Raw genomic sequence first — 18,148 nt, forward strand, 5'->3', positions numbered from 1 at the left:
GCATGCGCGGTGCGCGCTCCCTACCGATACACCAGCCCGCCCAGCACGCCCGCCTTTTCCCGCGGCACCAGCAGCACGTCGTTGACGCGCTCGCGGTGCGCCTCGGGATCGAAACGGGTGAGCACGCGGCGCTTGCGCGTGCCCAGCCGCACCGCGAGCCGCCGCACCCGGCCCCAGGGCCGGGCCGCCCAGTACGCCACGTTGGAATTCCAGATGTAGGCATAGATGTCGTAGCCGGGAAACAGCGCCTGCAGCGTGGAGGGATCGGCCAGCCACTGGCGGTCGCTGCTGGCCGCGTCCCACTCCAGTTGCACGAGCGGCCGACAACCGGCGATGGTGCGGGCCAGGCCCTGCACCACCTGGCGCTCGTGGCCCTCCACATCCACCTTGATGAAATCCACGTCGGCGATGCCGAGCTCCTGCAGGCAGGCGTCGCCGGCGCGCAACTGCACCGGTTCCGCCATGCCGGCGGGATCGCAATGATGCAGGCTGGAAGCGCCCAGGTTTCCCCGTCCGTTTACGTGCAGCATCGCCTGGGCATCGGTGTCGGAGAGCCCGTAGTCGAGCACGACGGCATGCCGCATGCCGTTCTCCTCGAGATTGCGGCGCAGCAGCTGGCTGGCATGACGGCCGGGCTCGAACGCCAGCAGCCTTTCGCAGAGATCCGCCAGGGCGAGCGCGTGGTTGCCGATGTTCGCTCCTACGTCCAGCACGGTACGGGGGCGCAGCCGCTGCAGTATGTCGCGCAGTGCAGCGATGGTGGCGCGGTCGTAGAGCCCGTGGCGCAGTATCTGGCGGCCGATGTAATCGGCGGGATCGATGAGCACGGTATGACCGTAGCGCGTACGGACGGCGCGCACGGGGGAAGGAAGTGCAGTCGTCATGTTTCCGGGCGTAGCTTGGAGAAGCCACGTAGTTAGCCCGGAAGCAGGCCGCTTCAGACGGGAGTGCCGTTCTTTTCAGTCCGATTCACCGGTGTGCAGCGTCACACCTTTTGCAACAGAGGGGGAGAGACCTGCCTACTCTGCCCCGATAGCGTCCGGAAACCGGAAAATCTCGCCGTAGACAGGCTCGCTCCAATAGTTCAACCGGGCGCTCAGTTCATCCCGCGCGCCACGATAGTCGCCGAGCAGTCCCGCATAGGTCAGGAATGTCTTGTCCGACTCGCCGTAAGAACGGGTGAACGAGCGCGACATGAGCGTTTTTCCTTCCGCATCTTTCAACGCATATTCGATGCTGGTCACCGGTTTGTAGGAATCCGTCACGGAAGCGGCGCCGTAACCCGCACTCAAGCGCAATAGCAGCTGCATGTATTCCGGCGTGGGAATCAAGTCGTCAGATGTGCTCCATGCCAGGTCATCGCTACCGTGGGGTCGTGCCACCAGGGTGATCTTCACCTGCCGACCGTCCTTCTCGAGCAGCTCGCCAAGACGTTGGGCAAAGTCCCGGTTGATGCTCTCGTTGGGCAGATTATCGGCAATCAATTTGGAGAACTCTTTGGATCGGCGCTCGACGCGCGACCTGGTATCCAACCTGTGTGCCGCGTCGGCGGTCATACCCGCCATTAAGCCTATTGGTCCCAGAATCCCAAGCAGACCGGCCGATTTGGATCGGTAATCCCCCCATTTTTAGCGTTTGCCAGAAGTAGGAACGCTATGCGGCCATGGCGAGCCGCTGTTTCGGGGTAAATCCGCCCAGTGCCATGTTCGGGCGCTCGTGATTGTAGGACCACATCCACTGCGTGGCGACACGCTGAACGTGATCCAGATCGTCCCAATGATATTGGGACAGCCATTCGTAGCGAACGGTCCGGTTGAATCGCTCGACGTAGGCGTTCTGCTGGGGTCGGCCCGGTTGAATATATTCGAGCTTGATGCCCCATGTGCCTGCCCACTGCACAATGGCCGCACTCAGGTACTCCGGACCGTTGTCGCAACGAATCGCCGAGGGTTTTCCTCGCCAGCCAATGATCTGCTTGAGCGTGCGAATCACACGCTCTGAAGGCAACGAGAAGTCGACCTCGATGCCCAGCGCCTCGCGGTTAAAGTCGTCGATCACGTTCAGCACTCGGATGCTACGTCCGTCGGCAAGTTGGTCGTGCATGAAGTCCATCGACCACACCTGGTTGACCTGGGTAGGTACCGTCAACGGCTCGGGCGCCTGCCGAACCAGCCGTTTGCGCGGTTTGATCCGCAAGTTCAACTCGAGCTCGCGGTAGATCCGGTACACGCGCTTGTGGTTCCACCGCAAGCCGCGGACATTACGCAGGTACAGAAAGCACAACCCAAAGCCCCAATTGCGGTGGTTGTCCGTCAGGCGAAGCAGCCAGTTTGCGATCTCCTCGTTCTCGGCGTCGGTCTTGGCGATGTACCGATAGCAGGTCTGGCTAATGCTGAACGCCTCGCAAGCCATCCGGATTGATACGCCGTGATCTTGCACGGCACGTCGGGCCATCTCGCGGCGGCGAGATGGCCTCACCACTTTTTTTCGAGCGCCTCCGTCACGATCTCGGCCTTGAGCTTCTCCTCGACGTACATCTTGCGCAGGCGCGCGTTCTCGGCTTCCAGCTCCTTCATCCGTGCCATCAGCGACACGTCCATGCCACCGTACTTCGATCGCCACTTGTAGAACGTCGCCGAGCTGATGCCCAGCTCCCGGCACAGTTCGGGTACCGCAAGGCCGGCTTCCACCCGTTTGATGGCTTCGATGATCTGGCTGTCCGTGAATCGTGACTTCTTCATGCTGTAGAACTCCTCAACGAGAAAATTCTACTTCTGACCTCAACGCTTTTGCGGGGGGATTACCGAATGGCTTCTGCATCCACGGGTAATCAGGCTGGAGGGTTGCCGGGAGCGCCTCTACCGGAACACCAATCTTGGCAGCTATGCCCTTGCGGTCATGTGCATTGAACTTCCCCGTCCCACCGCGCCAGAGTTTGGCATACTTGTATTTGTCCACCTCGTTCCAACCTTTCAGTCGGTTCGGGCCTTCCTCCTTCATATAACGTTCAAGCAGCTCAATGAACGTCACGCCTCGGGCACGAAGATAGTTATTGTCGAGGCCTCGTGCCCGGTCAAGCTCAACTGTTCTGACGAACTGCTCTGCCGCTTGGAGCGAGTCAAATCGTCCTGATTGCGGCTCCCACCCCTTGTCACGGATACGAACGAGAATCTTATCTTCGAGCTGCTGCACCTGAGGTTTGAATCCCTGCTCAGTCAGCTCAGCAAAGTAAGCGGCTGCGTCGTCGCGTTTGTTGTAAGGAAAGGCGCGCGTGAGGTCATCCCGATTGCGCACGGTGACGATGTAGTTGCTGCGATTGTCGATACTGGCCATAACGAAATTTCCTGAATGATTGATGGAAACTCGTATAGCGACGCGTGGGGGGCCTAAATTTTCACCAGGGCTTTAGACATAACGCGGGATGAAACAACACGCCATGCGAGGCGTGCATCGCGAATTTGGTACAGATTTGGTACAGACTCGATGTACGAGCCAAAAAAACAAAAAAGCACGGTCTGCACCGTGCTTTTAAGCCCTTGATTTACAAGGATTTTCGACCAAATTCTTGGTCGGGGCGAGAGGATTCGAACCTCCGACTCCTGCGTCCCGAACGCAGTACTCTACCAGGCTGAGCTACGCCCCGATTTACATCAATCTCGCGCGAACCAACGAAAGCGCCAACGAATCCGCAAGCGGCGGTTGCATCAACGATCTCGGTTTACCGCGAAAGCGCAAAATTCTAGCAGGGAATCGAGATAAATGGAAGCCGGGTAGCCGGCCAGGGCAGCGCGGGCCTGCTCGGCCTCGGCTTCGGCGGCGCGGCGCGCATGCTGCAGGGCGTCGGTGGCCTGAATGGCCGCGGCCACGGCAGCGAAGTCGCCATCGCCGGTCTTGATGGCATCGCGGATCAGTGCCTGCTGCGACGGCGTACCCACTTCCATCACGCGGATCAGCGGCAGGGTGGGCTTGCCTTCGCGCAGGTCGTCGCCCACGTTCTTGCCCAGCGCATGGGCATCGCCGCTGTAGTCCAGCACGTCGTCGACGAGCTGGAAGGCCGTGCCCACGTGCCGGCCGTATGCCGCGGCAGCGTCCTGCTGCGCGGGCGTGGCGCCGGCCAGCACGGCGCCCACCTGGGCGGCGGCCTCGAACAGCTTGGCCGTCTTGTAGCGCACGACCTGCAGGTAGCGCGCTTCGGAGACCTCGGGATCGTGCACGTTGAGCAGCTGCAGAACCTCGCCCTCGGCGATGACGGTCGTGGCCTCCGACAGGATCTGCATGATGCGCATGTTGTCGGCCTCGACCATCATCTCGAACGAGCGCGAATACAGGTAGTCGCCCACCAGTACGCTCGCGGCATTGCCGAAGACCGCATTGGCCGTTTCGCGGCCGCGCCGCAGGTCGGACTCGTCGACCACGTCGTCGTGCAGCAGCGTGGCGGTATGGATGAATTCGACGACCGCCGCCAGCAGGTGGTGGAAGGTGCCCTGGTAGCCGAGGGCCCGCGCCACCATGAGGACCATGGCCGGGCGCATGCGCTTGCCGCCGGCGCCGATGATGTAGTCGCCGATGGTGCGGATCAGGACGACATCGGAATTGAGCCGGGCACGGATGACCGCATCGACGGCCTTCATGTCCTCGGCAATGGGGGCGATCAGCGCAGAGAGGTTCAAAACGAATCCGGGAATGGGGGCGAGCCGTCCCTGCGGCTCGGGCAGCGAGCCCGGACGCGTGCAGCGCCGGGCCAGGGACCGGCGGAAATTATACGGTCTCGCGTTGCGCGCCCCCGCGCGGGCGCTACAGGCCGCGGGCCCGCAGGCTGGCGTAGAGCGCCCGCACGCCGAAGTCCCAGCGCGGGATCTCGGTGCACAGGCCCACCCGGTTGACGAGCGAACCGAGGCGGGGCGAGGAAATGCGCACGACGTCGGCGCGGCGATGCGTGAAGCCGCTGCCGGGGCCCGCGCGGTCCTGGGTGGGCGAGAACATGGTACCCAGGAACAGCATGAAGCCATCGGGATACTGGTGGTGGTCGCCCCAGGTCTGGCTCACCAGGTCCAGCGGATCGCGGCTGATCTCGCGCATGTGGCTCACGCCGTCCAGCACGAAGCCGTCTTCGCCCTCGATGCGCAGCGCCACGTCGGCATCGCGCACGTCGTCCAGCCCGTAGCCCTCGTCGAACAGGCGTATGAACGGACCGATGGCGCAGGAACCGTTGTTGTCCTTGGCCTTCGTGAGCAGCAGCGCGCTGCGGCCCTCGATGTCGCGCAGGTTGACGTCGTTGCCCAACGTGGCGCCGGCCACCTCGCCGCGCGCGTTCACCGCCAGCACGATCTCCGGCTCCGGGTTGTTCCACTCGGACGCAGGCAGCAGGCCGATCCAGGCGCCCGATCCCACCGAGGACATGGGCGGTGCCTTGGAAAACACCTCGGCATCGGGCCCGATTCCCACTTCGAGGTATTGCGACCACTGGCCGCGCGCCTGCAGCTCGGACTTCAGCCGCATGGCCTGTTCCGATCCGGGGCGCAGCCGCGACAGGTCGGAGCCGATGAGCGTGTGGATGCGCTGCCGGGTAGCCTCGGCGCGGGCCGGATCGCCGCCGGCCTGTTCCTCGATCAGGCGCTCGAGCAGGCTCACCGCGAAGGTCACGCCGGCGGCCTTCACGGGCTGCAGGTCGCAGGGAGCCAGCAGCACCGGCCCTCCACCCGCGCCCGTGTGACTGCGCTCGACCAGTTCCTGCACCGGGCCCAGTGCCACTCCGGGGGCGCCGCGTGCCACCTCGAGGCGATCGGGGCGATCCAGCAGGTCTGCCATGGTGGGAACCGTGGCGGTGATGTCGACCACCTGGCCCTGCCGCACCGCCACGACGGCCGGGCCGGGCGTCGGCTCGTCGCGCCACACGCGGCCCACAAGCAGGGCGTGGTCCAGGTCGGCGGGCAGGTCTTGCGGATGGGGCATGGCGGTCTCCGGAGGGAAGTCTTGTTGGGAAGGTGCAGTCTAGGCCCGCGGCCGGCCGATGTCCAATATACTGATTGGCAATCCAATATATTGGAATTCTTATGGCGGAATCCTACGAAGTGCCGGCCTTGCGCCGCACCCACGACATCCTGCGGGCCCTGGCTGCGTCCCCCGCCCCGCTGTCTGCCGCGGCGCTGGCCGCAGCCTGCGGCATGCCGCGCAGCTCGCTCTACCTGCTGCTGGATACGCTGGTGCGGCGCGGCTGGATCGAACGCCAGGCCGAGGGCTACGGCATCGGCCTGGAGCTGCTGAGCCTGGGGACGGCATACCTGCGACAGGACCGGCTGGAATCCGCCTTCCGCGAGGCCGCGGCCGATTTCGTGGCGCGTCACAACGAGGTGATGCAACTGGCCGTGCTCGACGGCGCCGAGGTGGTGTACCTGGCGCGCGAGGATGCGCGGCGCCCCGTGCGGCTGGTCTCGGACGTCGGATCGCGCCTGCCTGCGCATACCTGCGCGCTGGGCAAGGCGCTGCTGGCCAGCCTGGACGAGGCGGAACTGGCAGCCCGGCTGCCCGCAAGGCTGACCGCCCTCACCGAGCGCACCTGCACCGATGCGGCTGCGCTGCGCACGGAGCTTGCCCGCGCGCGGAAGACCGGCCAGGCCGAGGACCAGGAGGAAGTGGCCGCCGGCCTGCACTGCTATGCCGCGTATGTGGGATGCACGCCACAGGGCCGGCGGGTGGCGGTGAGCACCTCGCTGCCCACCGAGCGCAATGACCCGGCGCACTGCGGCGCCGTGCGCCGCTCGCTGGGCGAGGCGGCCCGCCGCATCGCCCAGCGCACCGGCGCCCGGGCCGGCCTGGGCACCGGCCTGGGCGGCTAAGCGCTTGCCCCCAAAGCTCTTTTTGACTTTTCCACAGGGGTTGGCTAGAATTCTTGATTCGGCTAAATGCCGAAAGCACGTTTGGGCGTGTAGTTCGCCATCTGGCTGCGGCATACTGGGCTTTCATGGCACAGGCAGCAGCTTTCCCGCAGGCAAGCCTGGAAGGCAAAAGTCCGGCAGGCAAAGCAGCAGCAAGCCGCGGGGCCGGGCGATGGTGAACGAAGAAGCGCGCCCTCAACCATTCAAGGAAATTCCCCATGTACGCGGTCGTAAAAACCGGCGGCAAGCAATATCGTGTTGCTGCTGGCGAAAAACTCAAGGTAGAACAGATACCTGCTGACATCGGGCAAGAAATCACCCTGGACCAGGTTCTGTCCGTGGGCGAAGGCGACCAGCTGAAAGTTGGCACGCCGATCGTCTCGGGCGCCGTGGTCAAGGCTACGGTTCTTGCGCATGGCCGGCACGACAAGGTCAAGATCTTCAAGATGCGCCGTCGCAAGCACTATCAGAAGCATCAGGGCCACCGTCAGAACTACACCGAAATCCGCATCGACGCCATCACGGCCTGATACGGACGGTCCCTTAATTAGGAGCTAAACATGGCACAGAAAAAGGGCGGCGGCTCAACTCGCAACGGCCGCGACTCCGAATCGAAACGACTGGGCGTCAAGGTTTACGGCGGCCAGGAGATCCTGGCGGGCGGCATCATCGTGCGCCAGCGTGGCACCCGTTTCCACCCGGGCGTGAACGTGGGCGTGGGCAAGGACCACACCCTGTTCGCCCTGGCCGACGGCAAGGTGAAGTTCGGCACCAAGGGTGCCCTGAACAAGCCCACCGTCTCCGTGGTGGCCGAGTAAGTCCATCGCCGGGCACCCCTGCCCGGCGCGTTCCCCGGAACGGCAAGCGCCCTGCCGCACGCGGCGGGGCGTTGTCTTTTGAGAACCCGGCCACACGCAAGGTGTCAGCCACCTTGGCGCGGTGCAATCCCGCGGCGTGGCAGAATCTGCCGTGAGGCCCTGGATCCTCTCGGATCTTTTTCCAGCACACCACCATGAAATTCGTAGACGAAGCCACCATCGAAGTCATCGCCGGCAAAGGCGGCAACGGCGTGGCGAGCTTTCGCCGCGAGAAATTCATCCCCAAGGGCGGCCCGGACGGCGGCGACGGCGGACGCGGCGGCAGCATCTATGCCGTCGCAGACCGCAACATCAACACGCTGATCGACTTCCGCTATGCCCGCCTGCACCGCGCCAAGAACGGCGAGAACGGCCGCGGCTCCGACCAGTACGGCGCGGCCGCGCCCGACATCGTGCTGCGCGTGCCGGTCGGCACCGTGGTGCACGACGCCGACACCGGCGAGGTGCTGTTCGATCTGGACCGCCATGGGCAGCAGGTGACCCTGGCCGCGGGCGGCCAGGGCGGCATGGGCAACATCCATTTCAAGTCCAGCGTGAACCGCGCGCCGCGCCAGTGGACGCCGGGCAAGGAAGGCGAGCAGCGCCGCCTGCGACTGGAGCTCAAGGTGCTGGCCGACGTGGGCCTGCTGGGCCTGCCCAACGCCGGCAAATCCACGCTGATCAGCCGGATTTCCAACGCGCGCCCCAAGATCGCCGACTATCCCTTCACCACGCTACACCCCAACCTGGGCGTGGTGCGCACGTCGGCCGCGCGCAGCTTCGTCGTCGCCGACATCCCGGGCCTCATCGAGGGCGCATCCGAGGGCGCCGGCCTGGGGCACCTGTTCCTGCGCCACCTCGCGCGCACCCGCGTGCTGCTGCATCTGGTGGACGTGTCCAGCCCCGACCCGGACACCGATGCCGTGGCCGAGGCGGTGACGGGCGCCAGGGCCATCGTGGAGGAGCTGCGCCGCTACGATCCGGAGCTCGCCGCCAAGCCGCGCTGGCTGGTGCTCAACAAGCTCGACATGGTGCAGGATCCGCAAGTCGTGCGCGAGCGCTTCTGCGCCGAGTTCGGCTGGACGGGCCCGGTATATGGCATTTCCGGCCTGAACGGCGACGGCACCCAGGATCTGATCTGGGCGCTGCAGGACTACCTCGACGCGGAGCGCGAGAAAGAGCAGGTGGCCGCCGACCAGGCAGCCGGCACCTATGTGCACGAAGACCCCCGCTTCGACGCCTCGCGCGGCGATGCCGCCCCTGCCGCGCCGCGTGGCGGTGATGATCCAGGCTCACACTGAGCGATAATCCCGATCCGTCACCCGTCGCCCCCGGCGACGCCCGCTCCGCACCATCCCGGTCATTGCCATGACTGCCCAGAACACCGACGTCTCCGTCATCGCCGCGGCCAGCCGGCTGGTCGCAAAAGTGGGATCATCCCTGGTCACGAACGAAGGCCGCGGCCTGGACCGCGCGGCCGTTGCCCAATGGGCGGCCCAGATCGCGGCGCTGCGCAAGCAGGGCCGCGAAGTGGTGCTGGTGTCGAGCGGCGCCGTTGCCGAAGGCATGGCCCGGCTGGGCTGGCGCAAGCGCCCTTCGGCCATGCATGAACTGCAGGCCGCCGCCGCGGTGGGCCAGATGGGCCTGTGCCAGGCCTACGAGGCGGCCTTCGCCGAATACGGCCTGCGCACTGCGCAGGTGCTGCTCACGCACGAAGACCTGGCCGACCGGCGCCGCTACCTGAACGCGCGCTCCACGCTGTTCGCGCTGCTGCGGCTGGGCGTGGTGCCCATCGTGAACGAGAACGACACGGTGGTCACCGACGAGATACGGCTGGGCGACAACGACACGCTGGGCGCCCTCGTGACCAATCTCATCGAAGCCGATGCGCTCGTCATCCTGACCGACCAGCGCGGCCTGTACAGCGCAGATCCCCGCGGCAATCCCGACGCGCGCTTCATTTCCCATGCGCAGGCAGGCGACGGTGAACTCGAGGCCATGGCCGGCGGCGCCGGCAGCGGCATCGGCACCGGCGGCATGCTGACCAAGGTGCTGGCGGCGAAGCGCGCCGCGCGCAGCGGCGCCCATACGGTGATTGCCTCCGGCCGCGAGCGCGACGTGCTCTCGCGCCTGGCGGGCGGGGAATGCATAGGCACCGAGTTGCGCGCGGTGTTGCCGGTGTGGTCGGCGCGCAAGCAGTGGCTGGCCGACCACCTGCGGCTGCGCGGCCGCGTGGTGCTCGACGAAGGAGCCGTGCGTGCGCTGCTGCATGAAGGCAAGAGCCTGCTGCCCATCGGCGTGACCGAAGTGCAGGGCGATTTCGAGCGCGGCGACGTGGTGGCGTGCGTGGACGCCAGCGGACGCGAATGCGCGCGCGGCCTGATCAACTATTCATCTTCGGATACCCGGCGCATCATGCGCCAGCCCTCCAGCCAGATCGTGCACATCCTGGGCAGCATGAGCGATACCGAACTCATGCACCGGGACAACCTGGTGGTGGTGTAGAACCTGCCGGCCCTCTGCGAGGCCCTGGGCGGGAGCCTGGGGCTCCTGCGGCAGGAACACATAGCCCCAGCGCCGCACGGCGTACAGCGGCAGCGCCAGGCCCAGCCCGGCGGCCTTGGCCCGCAGCCGCGCCACGGTGACGTCCATGCTGCGCCCGCCTGCATCCGGGCGCGGCAGGCGCCCGCCCGGGGCCGCCAGCAGGGCCTGGACGAGCATCGCTTCGGAGCGGGTGAGCGGCAGCCGCTGGCCTTCGGGGCCCGCCAGCAGCCGTTCTTCCAGCAGACGCCAGCCCTGGCGCGCCCCCGTGGTGGACATCGCAGGAACCCCCCTGCGACGCAGCACCGCCCGCAGTACGGCCGCGAGCTCGGACGGCCCGACGAAGATATCGCAGCAGGCGTCGGCGCCCGCATTCATGGCTGCGATGCGCGCCCCGGCGCCGGCTTCGGCGGGCAGCAGCGCCACCACCGCCGCCGCCGGCGCCCCGATGCGCACCTGGGCGATGCGCCTGCCCATGCGCCGCGCCGACGTGCGCACCACCACCGCGCCCGGCGAAGACGCCCGTGCCAGCGCCTCGAAGCTGCGCATGCCGTGGCAGGTGCAGACCTGCCATCCGGCCCGCCCCAGGCCGGCGCAGGGATCCGGGGCCGCGGGCGGAAGATCGGTTTCGTGCAGCAGGAAGAGGCGCAGAAGCTCGGGCATGGCGGGACGTTGATCCGGCGAAAATCACCAACGTGATTTTCATCCGTACCAAGGTACTCGAAGCTCACGCTCCAATCGCAGCGTGACCTCATTTTCAGACCGATTGAGAACCGCGCGCGAGCGCTGCGGCTACACGCAGAAGGCGCTGGCGCGCGCCAGCGGCGTGTCGCAGAGCGCCATCGCCAGCTATGAACGCGGATTACGGCGCAGCAGCCGCTCGCTGCGCAGCCTGGCGAAGGCGCTGCAGGTGGAGCTCGAATGGCTGGAAACGGGCAAGGGGCCCATGGAGCCGCCGCCGGGCGCATACCGGCTCGACGCGTCGCCCGGCCAGGCCCACACGCTCAATGAAGGCGCCGGCGCCTGGCCGTTCTCGGTGGAGCCCGGCAAGCTCGGAGCGCTGAGCGCCGAGCAGCTGCGCACGCTGGACGCGATGATCTCCACGTACGTCGAAACCTGCCTGCGCCCCGGTGCCCGTCCCGAGCGGTCCAGGCGGCGGCGCGGCTAGCCGCGCGCCACGCATCCGCTGCAGGAAAGCAAAGCCCGGACACGAGGTCCGGGCTTCGTCATGCGGGCTGCGCTTCAGCGCGGGGCGGTCATTCCGGGCTGGCCCGGCACGGTGCCCGACGGCGCGGTGGCCGGCGGGACGGTGTCCGACGGCACGGAGCCCGCGGGCGGCGGCACGTCGCCGCGGATCTTGGCGGCGATCTCGGATGCCGCCTGGGCCGACGGCACGCCGAATGCCAGCACGCCGCGGTTCAACGGCTCGGCAATGCGCGGGGCGGCCACCAGTTCGCGGTCGATGACCAGGGCCAGCATGTTGCCCACGTTCTGCGTGCTCACGTCGGTGAGCTTGCGGGTGCCCTCTTCGGTGAAGCGCAGGCCCACGAAATTCTGGCCCTGGCGATCCACCAGCGCGGCAGCCTCGCGCAGGTCGGCGCGCGTGAGCACCGGCTGGCTCTGCATGTAGAGGGCGCCGTCGGGCACTTTCACCTCCACCAGGCCGCTCGCGGGCTGGGCGTGCGCCACATAGAACTCGACGGGCGCGACCGAGGATTGCTGGGTCGGGGGCGCGGGCTGGGAGGGCGCCGAGGCCTGGTCCTTGGAGGGCGGAGTCTGGCAGCCGGCCAGAACCAGGGTGGCGAGCGCCATGGCGGGCGCCAGCTTGCGTAGCGTGAGAGACATGATGCGTTTCCTTCTGTTTTGCATGGCGGATGAACGACGATCCGGCGAGGTCCCCTCCCGGCCGTAACAAAAAAGTGTACAGGCCATCGGAGACGCCCACCCTTCAAGACTGCTTCCAGATGTAATGAGCCTGTGCGGACAGGAGGCCGATTGCGCCTATACTTGCGCCCACGCAGGGGTACTCGCGGCCTGGCCGCGTGTTGAGAGAGTCCCTTCGTACCAGTACGGATAATGCCGATGCTGGGAGCGTATCCCGCCATGCCTGCGCGCATGCGGGCGTCCTTCCCGATCGGCTCCAACCTCTTCTTGATTGGAGCTTTCCATGCCAGCCACCACCCCATTCCGCGCGGCAGAAGCCGCCGTGGATGCCGCCGCCATCGCCCCGCTGCCCTGCTCGCGCAAGGTCTACCAGACCGGCTCGCGGCCGGACCTGCGCGTACCGTTCCGCGAGATCCGGCAGGCCGACACCCCGACGCTGCTCGGCGGCGAACACAATCCTCCCATCACGGTATACGACACCAGCGGCCCCTACACCGACCCGGACGTGCGCATCGACATCCGGCGCGGCCTGCCCACGCCGCGCCAGCCCTGGATCGTCGAGCGCGGCGACACCGAGGAGCTGCCCGGCCCCAGCAGCGCCTACGGCCGCGAACGCCTGGACGACCCGCGCCTGGCGGCGCTGCGCTTCGAACTGGCGCGCGCGCCGCGCCGGGCGCGGGCCGGGGCCAACGTGACGCAGATGCACTATGCACGGCGCGGCATCGTCACGCCGGAAATGGAGTTCGTCGCCATCCGCGAGAACCTGCGGCGCGAACAGTATGTGGAATCGCTGCGCGCCAGCGGACCGGACGGCGAGAAACTGGCGCGGCGCCTGCTGCGCCGGCACCCCGGGCAGTCGTTCGGCGCAGCCATCCCCGAGCACATCACGCCCGAGTTCGTGCGCGACGAAGTGGCGCGCGGACGCGCCATCATCCCGGCCAACATCAACCATCCCGAGCTCGAGCCCATGGCCATCGGGCGCAATTTCCTGGTGAAGATCAACGCCAACATCGGCAATTCCGCCGTGAGCTCCGGCATCGCCGAAGAAGTCGAGAAGATGACCTGGGCGATCCGCTGGGGCGCAGACACGGTGATGGACCTGTCCACCGGCAGGCACATCCACGAGGCGCGCGAATGGATCGTGCGCAACTCGCCCGTGCCCATCGGCACCGTGCCGCTGTACCAGGCGCTGGAGAAGGTGGACGGCAAGGCCGAGGAGCTGACCTGGGCGTTGTTCCGCGACACGCTCATCGAGCAGGCCGAGCAGGGCGTGGACTACTTCACCATCCATGCCGGCGTGCGCCTGCCCTTCATCCCCCTGACCGCCGACCGCATGACCGGCATCGTCTCGCGCGGGGGATCCATCATGGCCAAGTGGTGCCTGGCGCATCACCGCGAGAGCTTCCTCTACGAGCATTTCGAGGAAATCTGCGAAATCATGAAGGCGTACGACGTGAGCTTCTCGCTGGGGGACGGGCTGCGCCCCGGCTCGGGCTACGACGCGAACGACGAGGCCCAGTTCGCCGAGCTGAAGACGCTGGGCGAACTCACGCAGCTTGCCTGGAAGCACGACGTGCAGGTCATGATCGAGGGGCCGGGCCACGTGCCCATGCACATCATCAAGGAGAACATGGACCTGCAGCTCGAGCACTGCCACGAGGCCCCGTTCTACACGCTGGGGCCCCTGACCACCGACATCGCGCCCGGCTACGACCACATCACCTCCGGCATCGGCGCGGCGCTGATCGGCTGGTATGGCACGGCGATGCTGTGCTACGTGACGCCCAAGGAGCACCTGGGCCTGCCCGACAAGCAGGACGTGAAGGACGGCATCATCACCTACAAGATCGCCGCCCATGCCGCCGACCTGGCCAAGGGCCACCCCGGCGCGGCGATCCGCGACAACGCCCTCTCGAAGGCGCGCTTCGAGTTCCGCTGGGAAGACCAGTTCAACCTGGGACTGGACCCCGACACCGCCCGCGCCTTCCACGACGAGACGCTGCCCAAGGAGGCCATGAAGGTGGCGCACTTCTGCTCCATGTGCGGCCCGCATTTCTGCAGCATGCGGATCACCCAGGACGTGCGCGAGTACGCTGCCGCGCAGGGCCTGGCAGACGAGCAGGCGCTGGCGCGCGGCATGCAGGAAAAGGCGGTGGAATTCGTGCGCGGCGGCGGCGCCGTATACCAGCGCGCCTGACGCGCACCGCGCAGGCGCCCCGGGGCTTGCCCCGGAGGCCTGCGCAGGCGCGGACTCAGCCCGCGGCGGTGTAGGCGGTCTTCACCGTCGTGTAGAACTCCACGGCATAGCGGCCCTGCTCGCGCGGGCCGTAGCTCGAGCCCTTGCGGCCGCCGAACGGCACGTGGTAATCCACCCCGGCGGTGGGGCAGTTCACCATCACCATGCCGGCCTGCGAGTCGCGCTTGAACTGCGTTGCATACTTGAGCGAGGTCGTGCAGATGCCCGACGACAGGCCGAATTCGGTGTCGTTGGCCAGCTCGAGCGCGTGCTCGTAGCTGTCGGCGGGAATGACCGCCGCCACCGGCCCGAAGATTTCCTCGCGGGAGATGCGCATGCCGTTGCTGCAGTCGGTGAAGAGCGCGGGCGTGAAGTAGTAGCCTTCGGTGGCCCGCTCGACGCGCTCGCCGCCGCACACCAGCTTCGCGCCCTCGTCGCGGCCGATCGCCACGTAGCTGAGGTCCTGCTCGAGCTGGCTCTGGTCGACCACCGGGCCGATGTCGGTGCCCGCCAGCAGCGCGTCGTCGACCTTCAGGCCGCGCACGCGTTCAGCCACGGCTTCCACGAAGCGCGGGTAGATGCCCTTCTGCACGATGAGCCGGCTGGAAGCGGTGCAGCGCTGGCCCGTGGCGAAGAAGGCGCCGTTCACGGCGCACTCCACCGCCGTCTTGAGGTCGGCGTCGTCGAGCACCACCAGGGGGTTCTTGCCGCCCATCTCGAGCTGCACCTTGGCCATGCGCGGCATGGCCGCCTCGATGACGCGGCGGCCCGTGGAAACGGAGCCGGTGAAGCTGATGGCATGGACCCGCGGATCGTTCAACATGGCCTGGCCCACCACGGTGCCGCGCCCCATCACGAGGTTGAACACGCCGGCGGGCAGGCCGGCGCGGCTGAGGATCTCGGCCAGCGCCCAGGCGCTGCCCGGCACCAGGTCGGCCGGCTTGAACACCACGGTATTGCCATAGGCCAGCGCAGGCGCGATCTTCCAGGCGGGGATGGCGATGGGAAAGTTCCACGGCGCGATGATGCCCACCACGCCCACGGGTTCGCGCGTGACCTCGACGTCGATGCCGGCGCGCCCCACCGGCGGCTTCTCGCCCTGGATGCGCATCGCCTCGCCGGCGAAGAACTTGAATATCTGGCCGGCGCGCGCCGCTTCGCCGATGCCTTCGGGCAGCGTCTTGCCTTCCTCGCGCGAGAGCAGCCGCCCCAGCTCTTCCTTGCGCGCCAGGATCTCGTTGCCCACGGCGTCGAGGACGTCGGCCCGCTGCTGGCCCGTCGTGCGGGCCCAGGCGTGAGCCGCCGCGCTGGCGGCGGCAATGGCCTGGGCCGTCTGGGCCGCATCGGCCTGCGCGTATTCGCCGATCACGTCGGCAAGATTCGAAGGATTGATATTGGGGCGGGCGTCTGCGCCTTCGACCCAGGCACCGCCTATGTAATTCGCGTACATCACGCTCTTCCGTCCGATGGGGTTGAAAAAACAGAGCCCGGCAGCGGCTGCATGGGAGACATGGCCACCGCGCCCTGTGACACAGCCTACAACAGCTTACCCGGATTCATGATGCCCGCGGGATCCAGCACCCGCTTGATCTCGCGCATCAGGCGCAATTCCAGCGCGGGCTTGCTGTGCAGGAAATGCGCGCGCTTGAGCTGGCCTATGCCGTGCTCGGCGCTGATGCTGCCGCCGTAGCGGTCGACCTCGTCCAGCACCACGTCCGTGATGGCCCCGCCCTGCGTGGCCGCCCAGTCGCGTCCGGCGCCGGCCGGCCGCGACAGGTTGTAGTGCAGGTTGCCGTCGCCGAAATGGCCGAAGATGTATGGCCGCACGTCGGGGCAGACCTCGCGCACCCGCGCCTCGGCCGATACCATGAACTCGGGGATGCGCTCGATCGGCAACGAGACATCGTGCTTGAGATGCGGGCCGTCGGCGCGCTGCGCTTCGGAGATCTCCTCGCGCAGCTTCCACAGCGCCTGCAGCTGGGCCAGCGAGGCGGATACCACCGCGTCCAGGCACAGCTCGCGCTCCAGCGCCTGGCCTATCACCTGCTCGAGCAACGCGTTGAGCGCGGCCTCGTCGGTGCTGTCGGCCAGCTCCACCAGCACGTAGCCGGGATAACGCTGCGCGAACGGCTCCTGCACGCCTTCGGCGTGCTGCAGCACCAGGTCGACGCATTCGCCGGTGAAGTATTCGTAGGCCTGCAGGCGCGCCCCGCATTGTTCGAACAGCAGGGCGTAGAGCTGCAGCGCCTGCGCCGGCGACTCCACCGCGGCCAGCACCACGGAGCGCGTGTCGACGCGCGGGAAGAGCCGCAGCGCCACGGCGGTGATCACGCCCAGCGTGCCTTCCGAGCCGATGAGCAGCTGCTTGAGGTCGTACCCGGTGTTGTCCTTGCGCAGCGTGCGCAGGCCGTGGAAGACCTCGCCGGTGGGCAGCACCGCCTCCAGCCCCAGCACCAGTTCGCGCGCCATGCCGTAGCGCACCACATTCACCCCGCCGGCATTGGTGGCGACATTGCCGCCGATCTGGCTGGAATCTTCGGCGGCCAGGCTGAGCGGCAGCAGGCGCCCCGCTTCCTGCGCTGCGCGGCGCAGGTTGCCGAGGATGCAGCCCGCTTCGGCCACCAGGGTATTGGCCACCGTGTCGATGCTGCGGATGGCCTGCATGCGGTCGAGGCTGAGCACCACGTTGGCCGGACTGCCGTCGGGCGTGGCGCCGCCGCACAGCCCGGTATTGCCGCCGCGCGGCACCACCGGCACCCCGGCCTGCTGGCACAGGGCCAGGCAGCGCGCCACCTCTTCCGTCGTGCGGGGGCGCACCACGGCCTGCGCCTGGCCACGGTACATGCCGCGCCAGTCTGCCAGCCAGGGCGCGACGTCGGCCTCGGCGGTGGCCACCACATCGGGGCCCAGCGCCTGCACCAGGCGCTGCGCGAAATCATGGGAACTCATGGAATCATTCCTTCTGCGGGCGCGCCTGCGGCGCGCGTGAGATCGAGTTGCAGGCGCGCTGCCGCGCCCTGGAGGTGACGCACGGCGGCCGCGCGCGCAGCCGCCGGATCGCCCTGGCGTATGGCCTCGAAGACGGCGACGTGCTCGTCATGCACGCGGGCCGGCAGCCCATGCTGCTGGCCGCTGTTGGCGCGGGCGGTGCTCACCGCGGCCCGCAGCTGCAGGTTGAGATACTGCAGCAGCTGGCGGTAGCAGGGGTTGTGCGTGGCTTCGGCCACGGCGATGTGGAAGGCCACGTCGTGCTCCACGCCGCGGTCCGGGTCGGTGAGATGGCCCGCCAGGGACTCGAGGGCCCGCTGCATCGCGGCCAGGTCGGCCCCGGTGCGCCGCTGCGCGGCCAGCGCTGCCGCCCCGCCTTCGAGCTCCATGCGCAGCTCGTAGACCGACGCCAGCTGCGCCCGGTCGGCCTCGAGCATGGCCGGCACCCGGAAGCCGGCATTGCCGGTGCGCGACACCACCGTGCACCCCGAGCCCTGCCGGCTCTGCACCAGGCCCTGCGCGCGCAGGCGCTCGGTGGCCTCGCGGATCACGGCGCCGCTCACGCCGTACTGCTGGGCCAGCGCGCGCCCCGTGGGCAGCTTCTCGCCCACGGCATACGCGCCGCGGGCGATGGCGTCGGCCAGTTTCCCGGCCACCTGCTCGGTGAGGGTGGGGTTGCGCGTCAGCATCCGGGCATTATGCCAATTTTCAGGTTATATGAAAACTTAGGACCAGCCGCCGGGCTTAGATTGCCGCGACGCCGGACG

Annotated in this window: 18 protein-coding genes and 1 tRNA gene; 7 read left to right on the forward strand and 12 right to left on the reverse strand. The window is 67.5% G+C overall.

Features of this window, described 5'->3' with window-relative positions; all coding sequences use genetic code 11:
- Positions 1–20: 20 nt before the first annotated feature.
- The 7 genes from ACYBYQ_RS19115 to ACYBYQ_RS19145 all read right to left on the reverse strand — a co-directional run bounded on the left by ACYBYQ_RS19115 (position 21) and on the right by ACYBYQ_RS19145 (position 5,952).
- A complete protein-coding gene (locus ACYBYQ_RS19115) occupies positions 21–884 on the reverse strand; it encodes an FkbM family methyltransferase (RefSeq protein ID WP_459616001.1) in 864 nt (287 codons plus the stop codon).
- A 135-nt stretch (positions 885–1,019) separates the two neighbouring features.
- Positions 1,020–1,556: a hypothetical protein gene (locus ACYBYQ_RS19120; protein WP_459616002.1), complete on the reverse strand. Its 537-nt coding sequence runs from the start codon at positions 1,554–1,556 to the stop codon at positions 1,020–1,022.
- Positions 1,557–1,653: 97 nt separating this feature from the next.
- Positions 1,654–2,741 (reverse strand): IS3 family transposase gene (locus ACYBYQ_RS19125; RefSeq protein ID WP_459615945.1). Its coding sequence is split into 2 segments (ribosomal slippage): positions 1,654–2,489 and positions 2,489–2,741, totalling 1,089 coding nucleotides; the frame shifts between segments, so codons are not numbered across the junction.
- A 13-nt stretch (positions 2,742–2,754) separates the two neighbouring features.
- Positions 2,755–3,333, reverse strand: coding sequence for a hypothetical protein (locus ACYBYQ_RS19130; protein WP_459616003.1), 579 nt, complete (start codon positions 3,331–3,333; stop codon positions 2,755–2,757).
- Positions 3,334–3,566: 233 nt separating this feature from the next.
- Positions 3,567–3,643, reverse strand: a tRNA-Pro gene (locus ACYBYQ_RS19135).
- 61 nt (positions 3,644–3,704) lie between these two features.
- Entirely contained in the window at positions 3,705–4,670 is a 966-nt protein-coding gene (ispB, locus tag ACYBYQ_RS19140) for an octaprenyl diphosphate synthase (RefSeq protein WP_459616004.1), read from the reverse strand.
- A 124-nt stretch (positions 4,671–4,794) separates the two neighbouring features.
- Positions 4,795–5,952 carry a fumarylacetoacetate hydrolase family protein gene (locus ACYBYQ_RS19145; RefSeq protein WP_459616005.1) on the reverse strand — a complete coding sequence of 386 codons (1,158 nt, stop codon included), beginning with the start codon at positions 5,950–5,952 and terminating at the stop codon, positions 4,795–4,797.
- A gap of 101 nt (positions 5,953–6,053) precedes the next feature.
- Here ACYBYQ_RS19145 and ACYBYQ_RS19150 point away from each other — a divergent pair, with 101 nt between their 5' ends.
- The 5 genes from ACYBYQ_RS19150 to proB all read left to right on the forward strand — a co-directional run bounded on the left by ACYBYQ_RS19150 (position 6,054) and on the right by proB (position 10,237).
- A complete protein-coding gene (locus ACYBYQ_RS19150) occupies positions 6,054–6,836 on the forward strand; it encodes an IclR family transcriptional regulator (RefSeq protein WP_459616006.1) in 783 nt (260 codons plus the stop codon).
- A 257-nt stretch (positions 6,837–7,093) separates the two neighbouring features.
- On the forward strand, positions 7,094–7,405 hold the full coding sequence (rplU, locus tag ACYBYQ_RS19155) for a 50S ribosomal protein L21 (RefSeq protein ID WP_459616007.1): 312 nt from the start codon (positions 7,094–7,096) through the stop codon (positions 7,403–7,405).
- A 30-nt stretch (positions 7,406–7,435) separates the two neighbouring features.
- Positions 7,436–7,693 (forward strand): 50S ribosomal protein L27, encoded by a 258-nt coding sequence (rpmA, locus tag ACYBYQ_RS19160; protein ID WP_459616008.1) that lies wholly within the window; start codon positions 7,436–7,438, stop codon positions 7,691–7,693.
- 194 nt (positions 7,694–7,887) lie between these two features.
- The gene (obgE, locus tag ACYBYQ_RS19165) at positions 7,888–9,033 is read left to right on the forward strand and encodes a GTPase ObgE (RefSeq protein WP_459616009.1); all 1,146 of its coding nucleotides are present in this window, start codon (positions 7,888–7,890) and stop codon (positions 9,031–9,033) included.
- Between the two features lie 67 nt (positions 9,034–9,100).
- Positions 9,101–10,237 (forward strand): glutamate 5-kinase, encoded by a 1,137-nt coding sequence (gene proB / locus ACYBYQ_RS19170; protein ID WP_459616010.1) that lies wholly within the window; start codon positions 9,101–9,103, stop codon positions 10,235–10,237.
- Here proB and ACYBYQ_RS19175 read toward each other — a convergent pair.
- A complete protein-coding gene (locus ACYBYQ_RS19175) occupies positions 10,124–10,936 on the reverse strand; it encodes a response regulator transcription factor (RefSeq protein WP_459616011.1) in 813 nt (270 codons plus the stop codon). The two genes, proB and ACYBYQ_RS19175, sit on opposite strands and share 114 nt — an antisense overlap.
- Positions 10,937–11,039: 103 nt before the next feature.
- On the opposite strand from ACYBYQ_RS19175, the gene ACYBYQ_RS19180 reads away from it, so the two are divergent.
- Entirely contained in the window at positions 11,040–11,441 is a 402-nt protein-coding gene (locus ACYBYQ_RS19180) for a helix-turn-helix domain-containing protein (RefSeq protein ID WP_459616012.1), read from the forward strand.
- Between the two features lie 74 nt (positions 11,442–11,515).
- Here the strand turns inward: ACYBYQ_RS19180 and ACYBYQ_RS19185 are convergent, their stop codons facing one another.
- Positions 11,516–12,118, reverse strand: coding sequence for a SecDF P1 head subdomain-containing protein (locus ACYBYQ_RS19185; protein WP_459616013.1), 603 nt, complete (start codon positions 12,116–12,118; stop codon positions 11,516–11,518).
- Positions 12,119–12,440: 322 nt separating this feature from the next.
- Between ACYBYQ_RS19185 and thiC the strand changes: the two genes are divergently transcribed.
- Positions 12,441–14,354, forward strand: coding sequence for a phosphomethylpyrimidine synthase ThiC (gene thiC / locus ACYBYQ_RS19190; RefSeq protein WP_459616014.1), 1,914 nt, complete (start codon positions 12,441–12,443; stop codon positions 14,352–14,354).
- Between the two features lie 55 nt (positions 14,355–14,409).
- Here thiC and ACYBYQ_RS19195 read toward each other — a convergent pair whose 3' ends face one another.
- The 3 genes from ACYBYQ_RS19195 to ACYBYQ_RS19205 form a co-directional block, all read right to left on the reverse strand.
- Entirely contained in the window at positions 14,410–15,843 is a 1,434-nt protein-coding gene (locus tag ACYBYQ_RS19195; RefSeq protein WP_459616015.1) for an aldehyde dehydrogenase family protein, read from the reverse strand.
- Between the two features lie 86 nt (positions 15,844–15,929).
- On the reverse strand, positions 15,930–17,342 hold the full coding sequence (locus tag ACYBYQ_RS19200; protein ID WP_459616016.1) for an FAD-binding oxidoreductase: 1,413 nt from the start codon (positions 17,340–17,342) through the stop codon (positions 15,930–15,932).
- Positions 17,339–18,070, reverse strand: coding sequence for a FadR/GntR family transcriptional regulator (locus ACYBYQ_RS19205; RefSeq protein ID WP_459616017.1), 732 nt, complete (start codon positions 18,068–18,070; stop codon positions 17,339–17,341). Before ACYBYQ_RS19205 ends, ACYBYQ_RS19200 begins: the two co-directional genes overlap by 4 nt.
- Between the last annotated feature and the right edge of the window lie 78 nt (positions 18,071–18,148).

Source organism: Bordetella sp. 2513F2 (assembly GCF_054642735.1).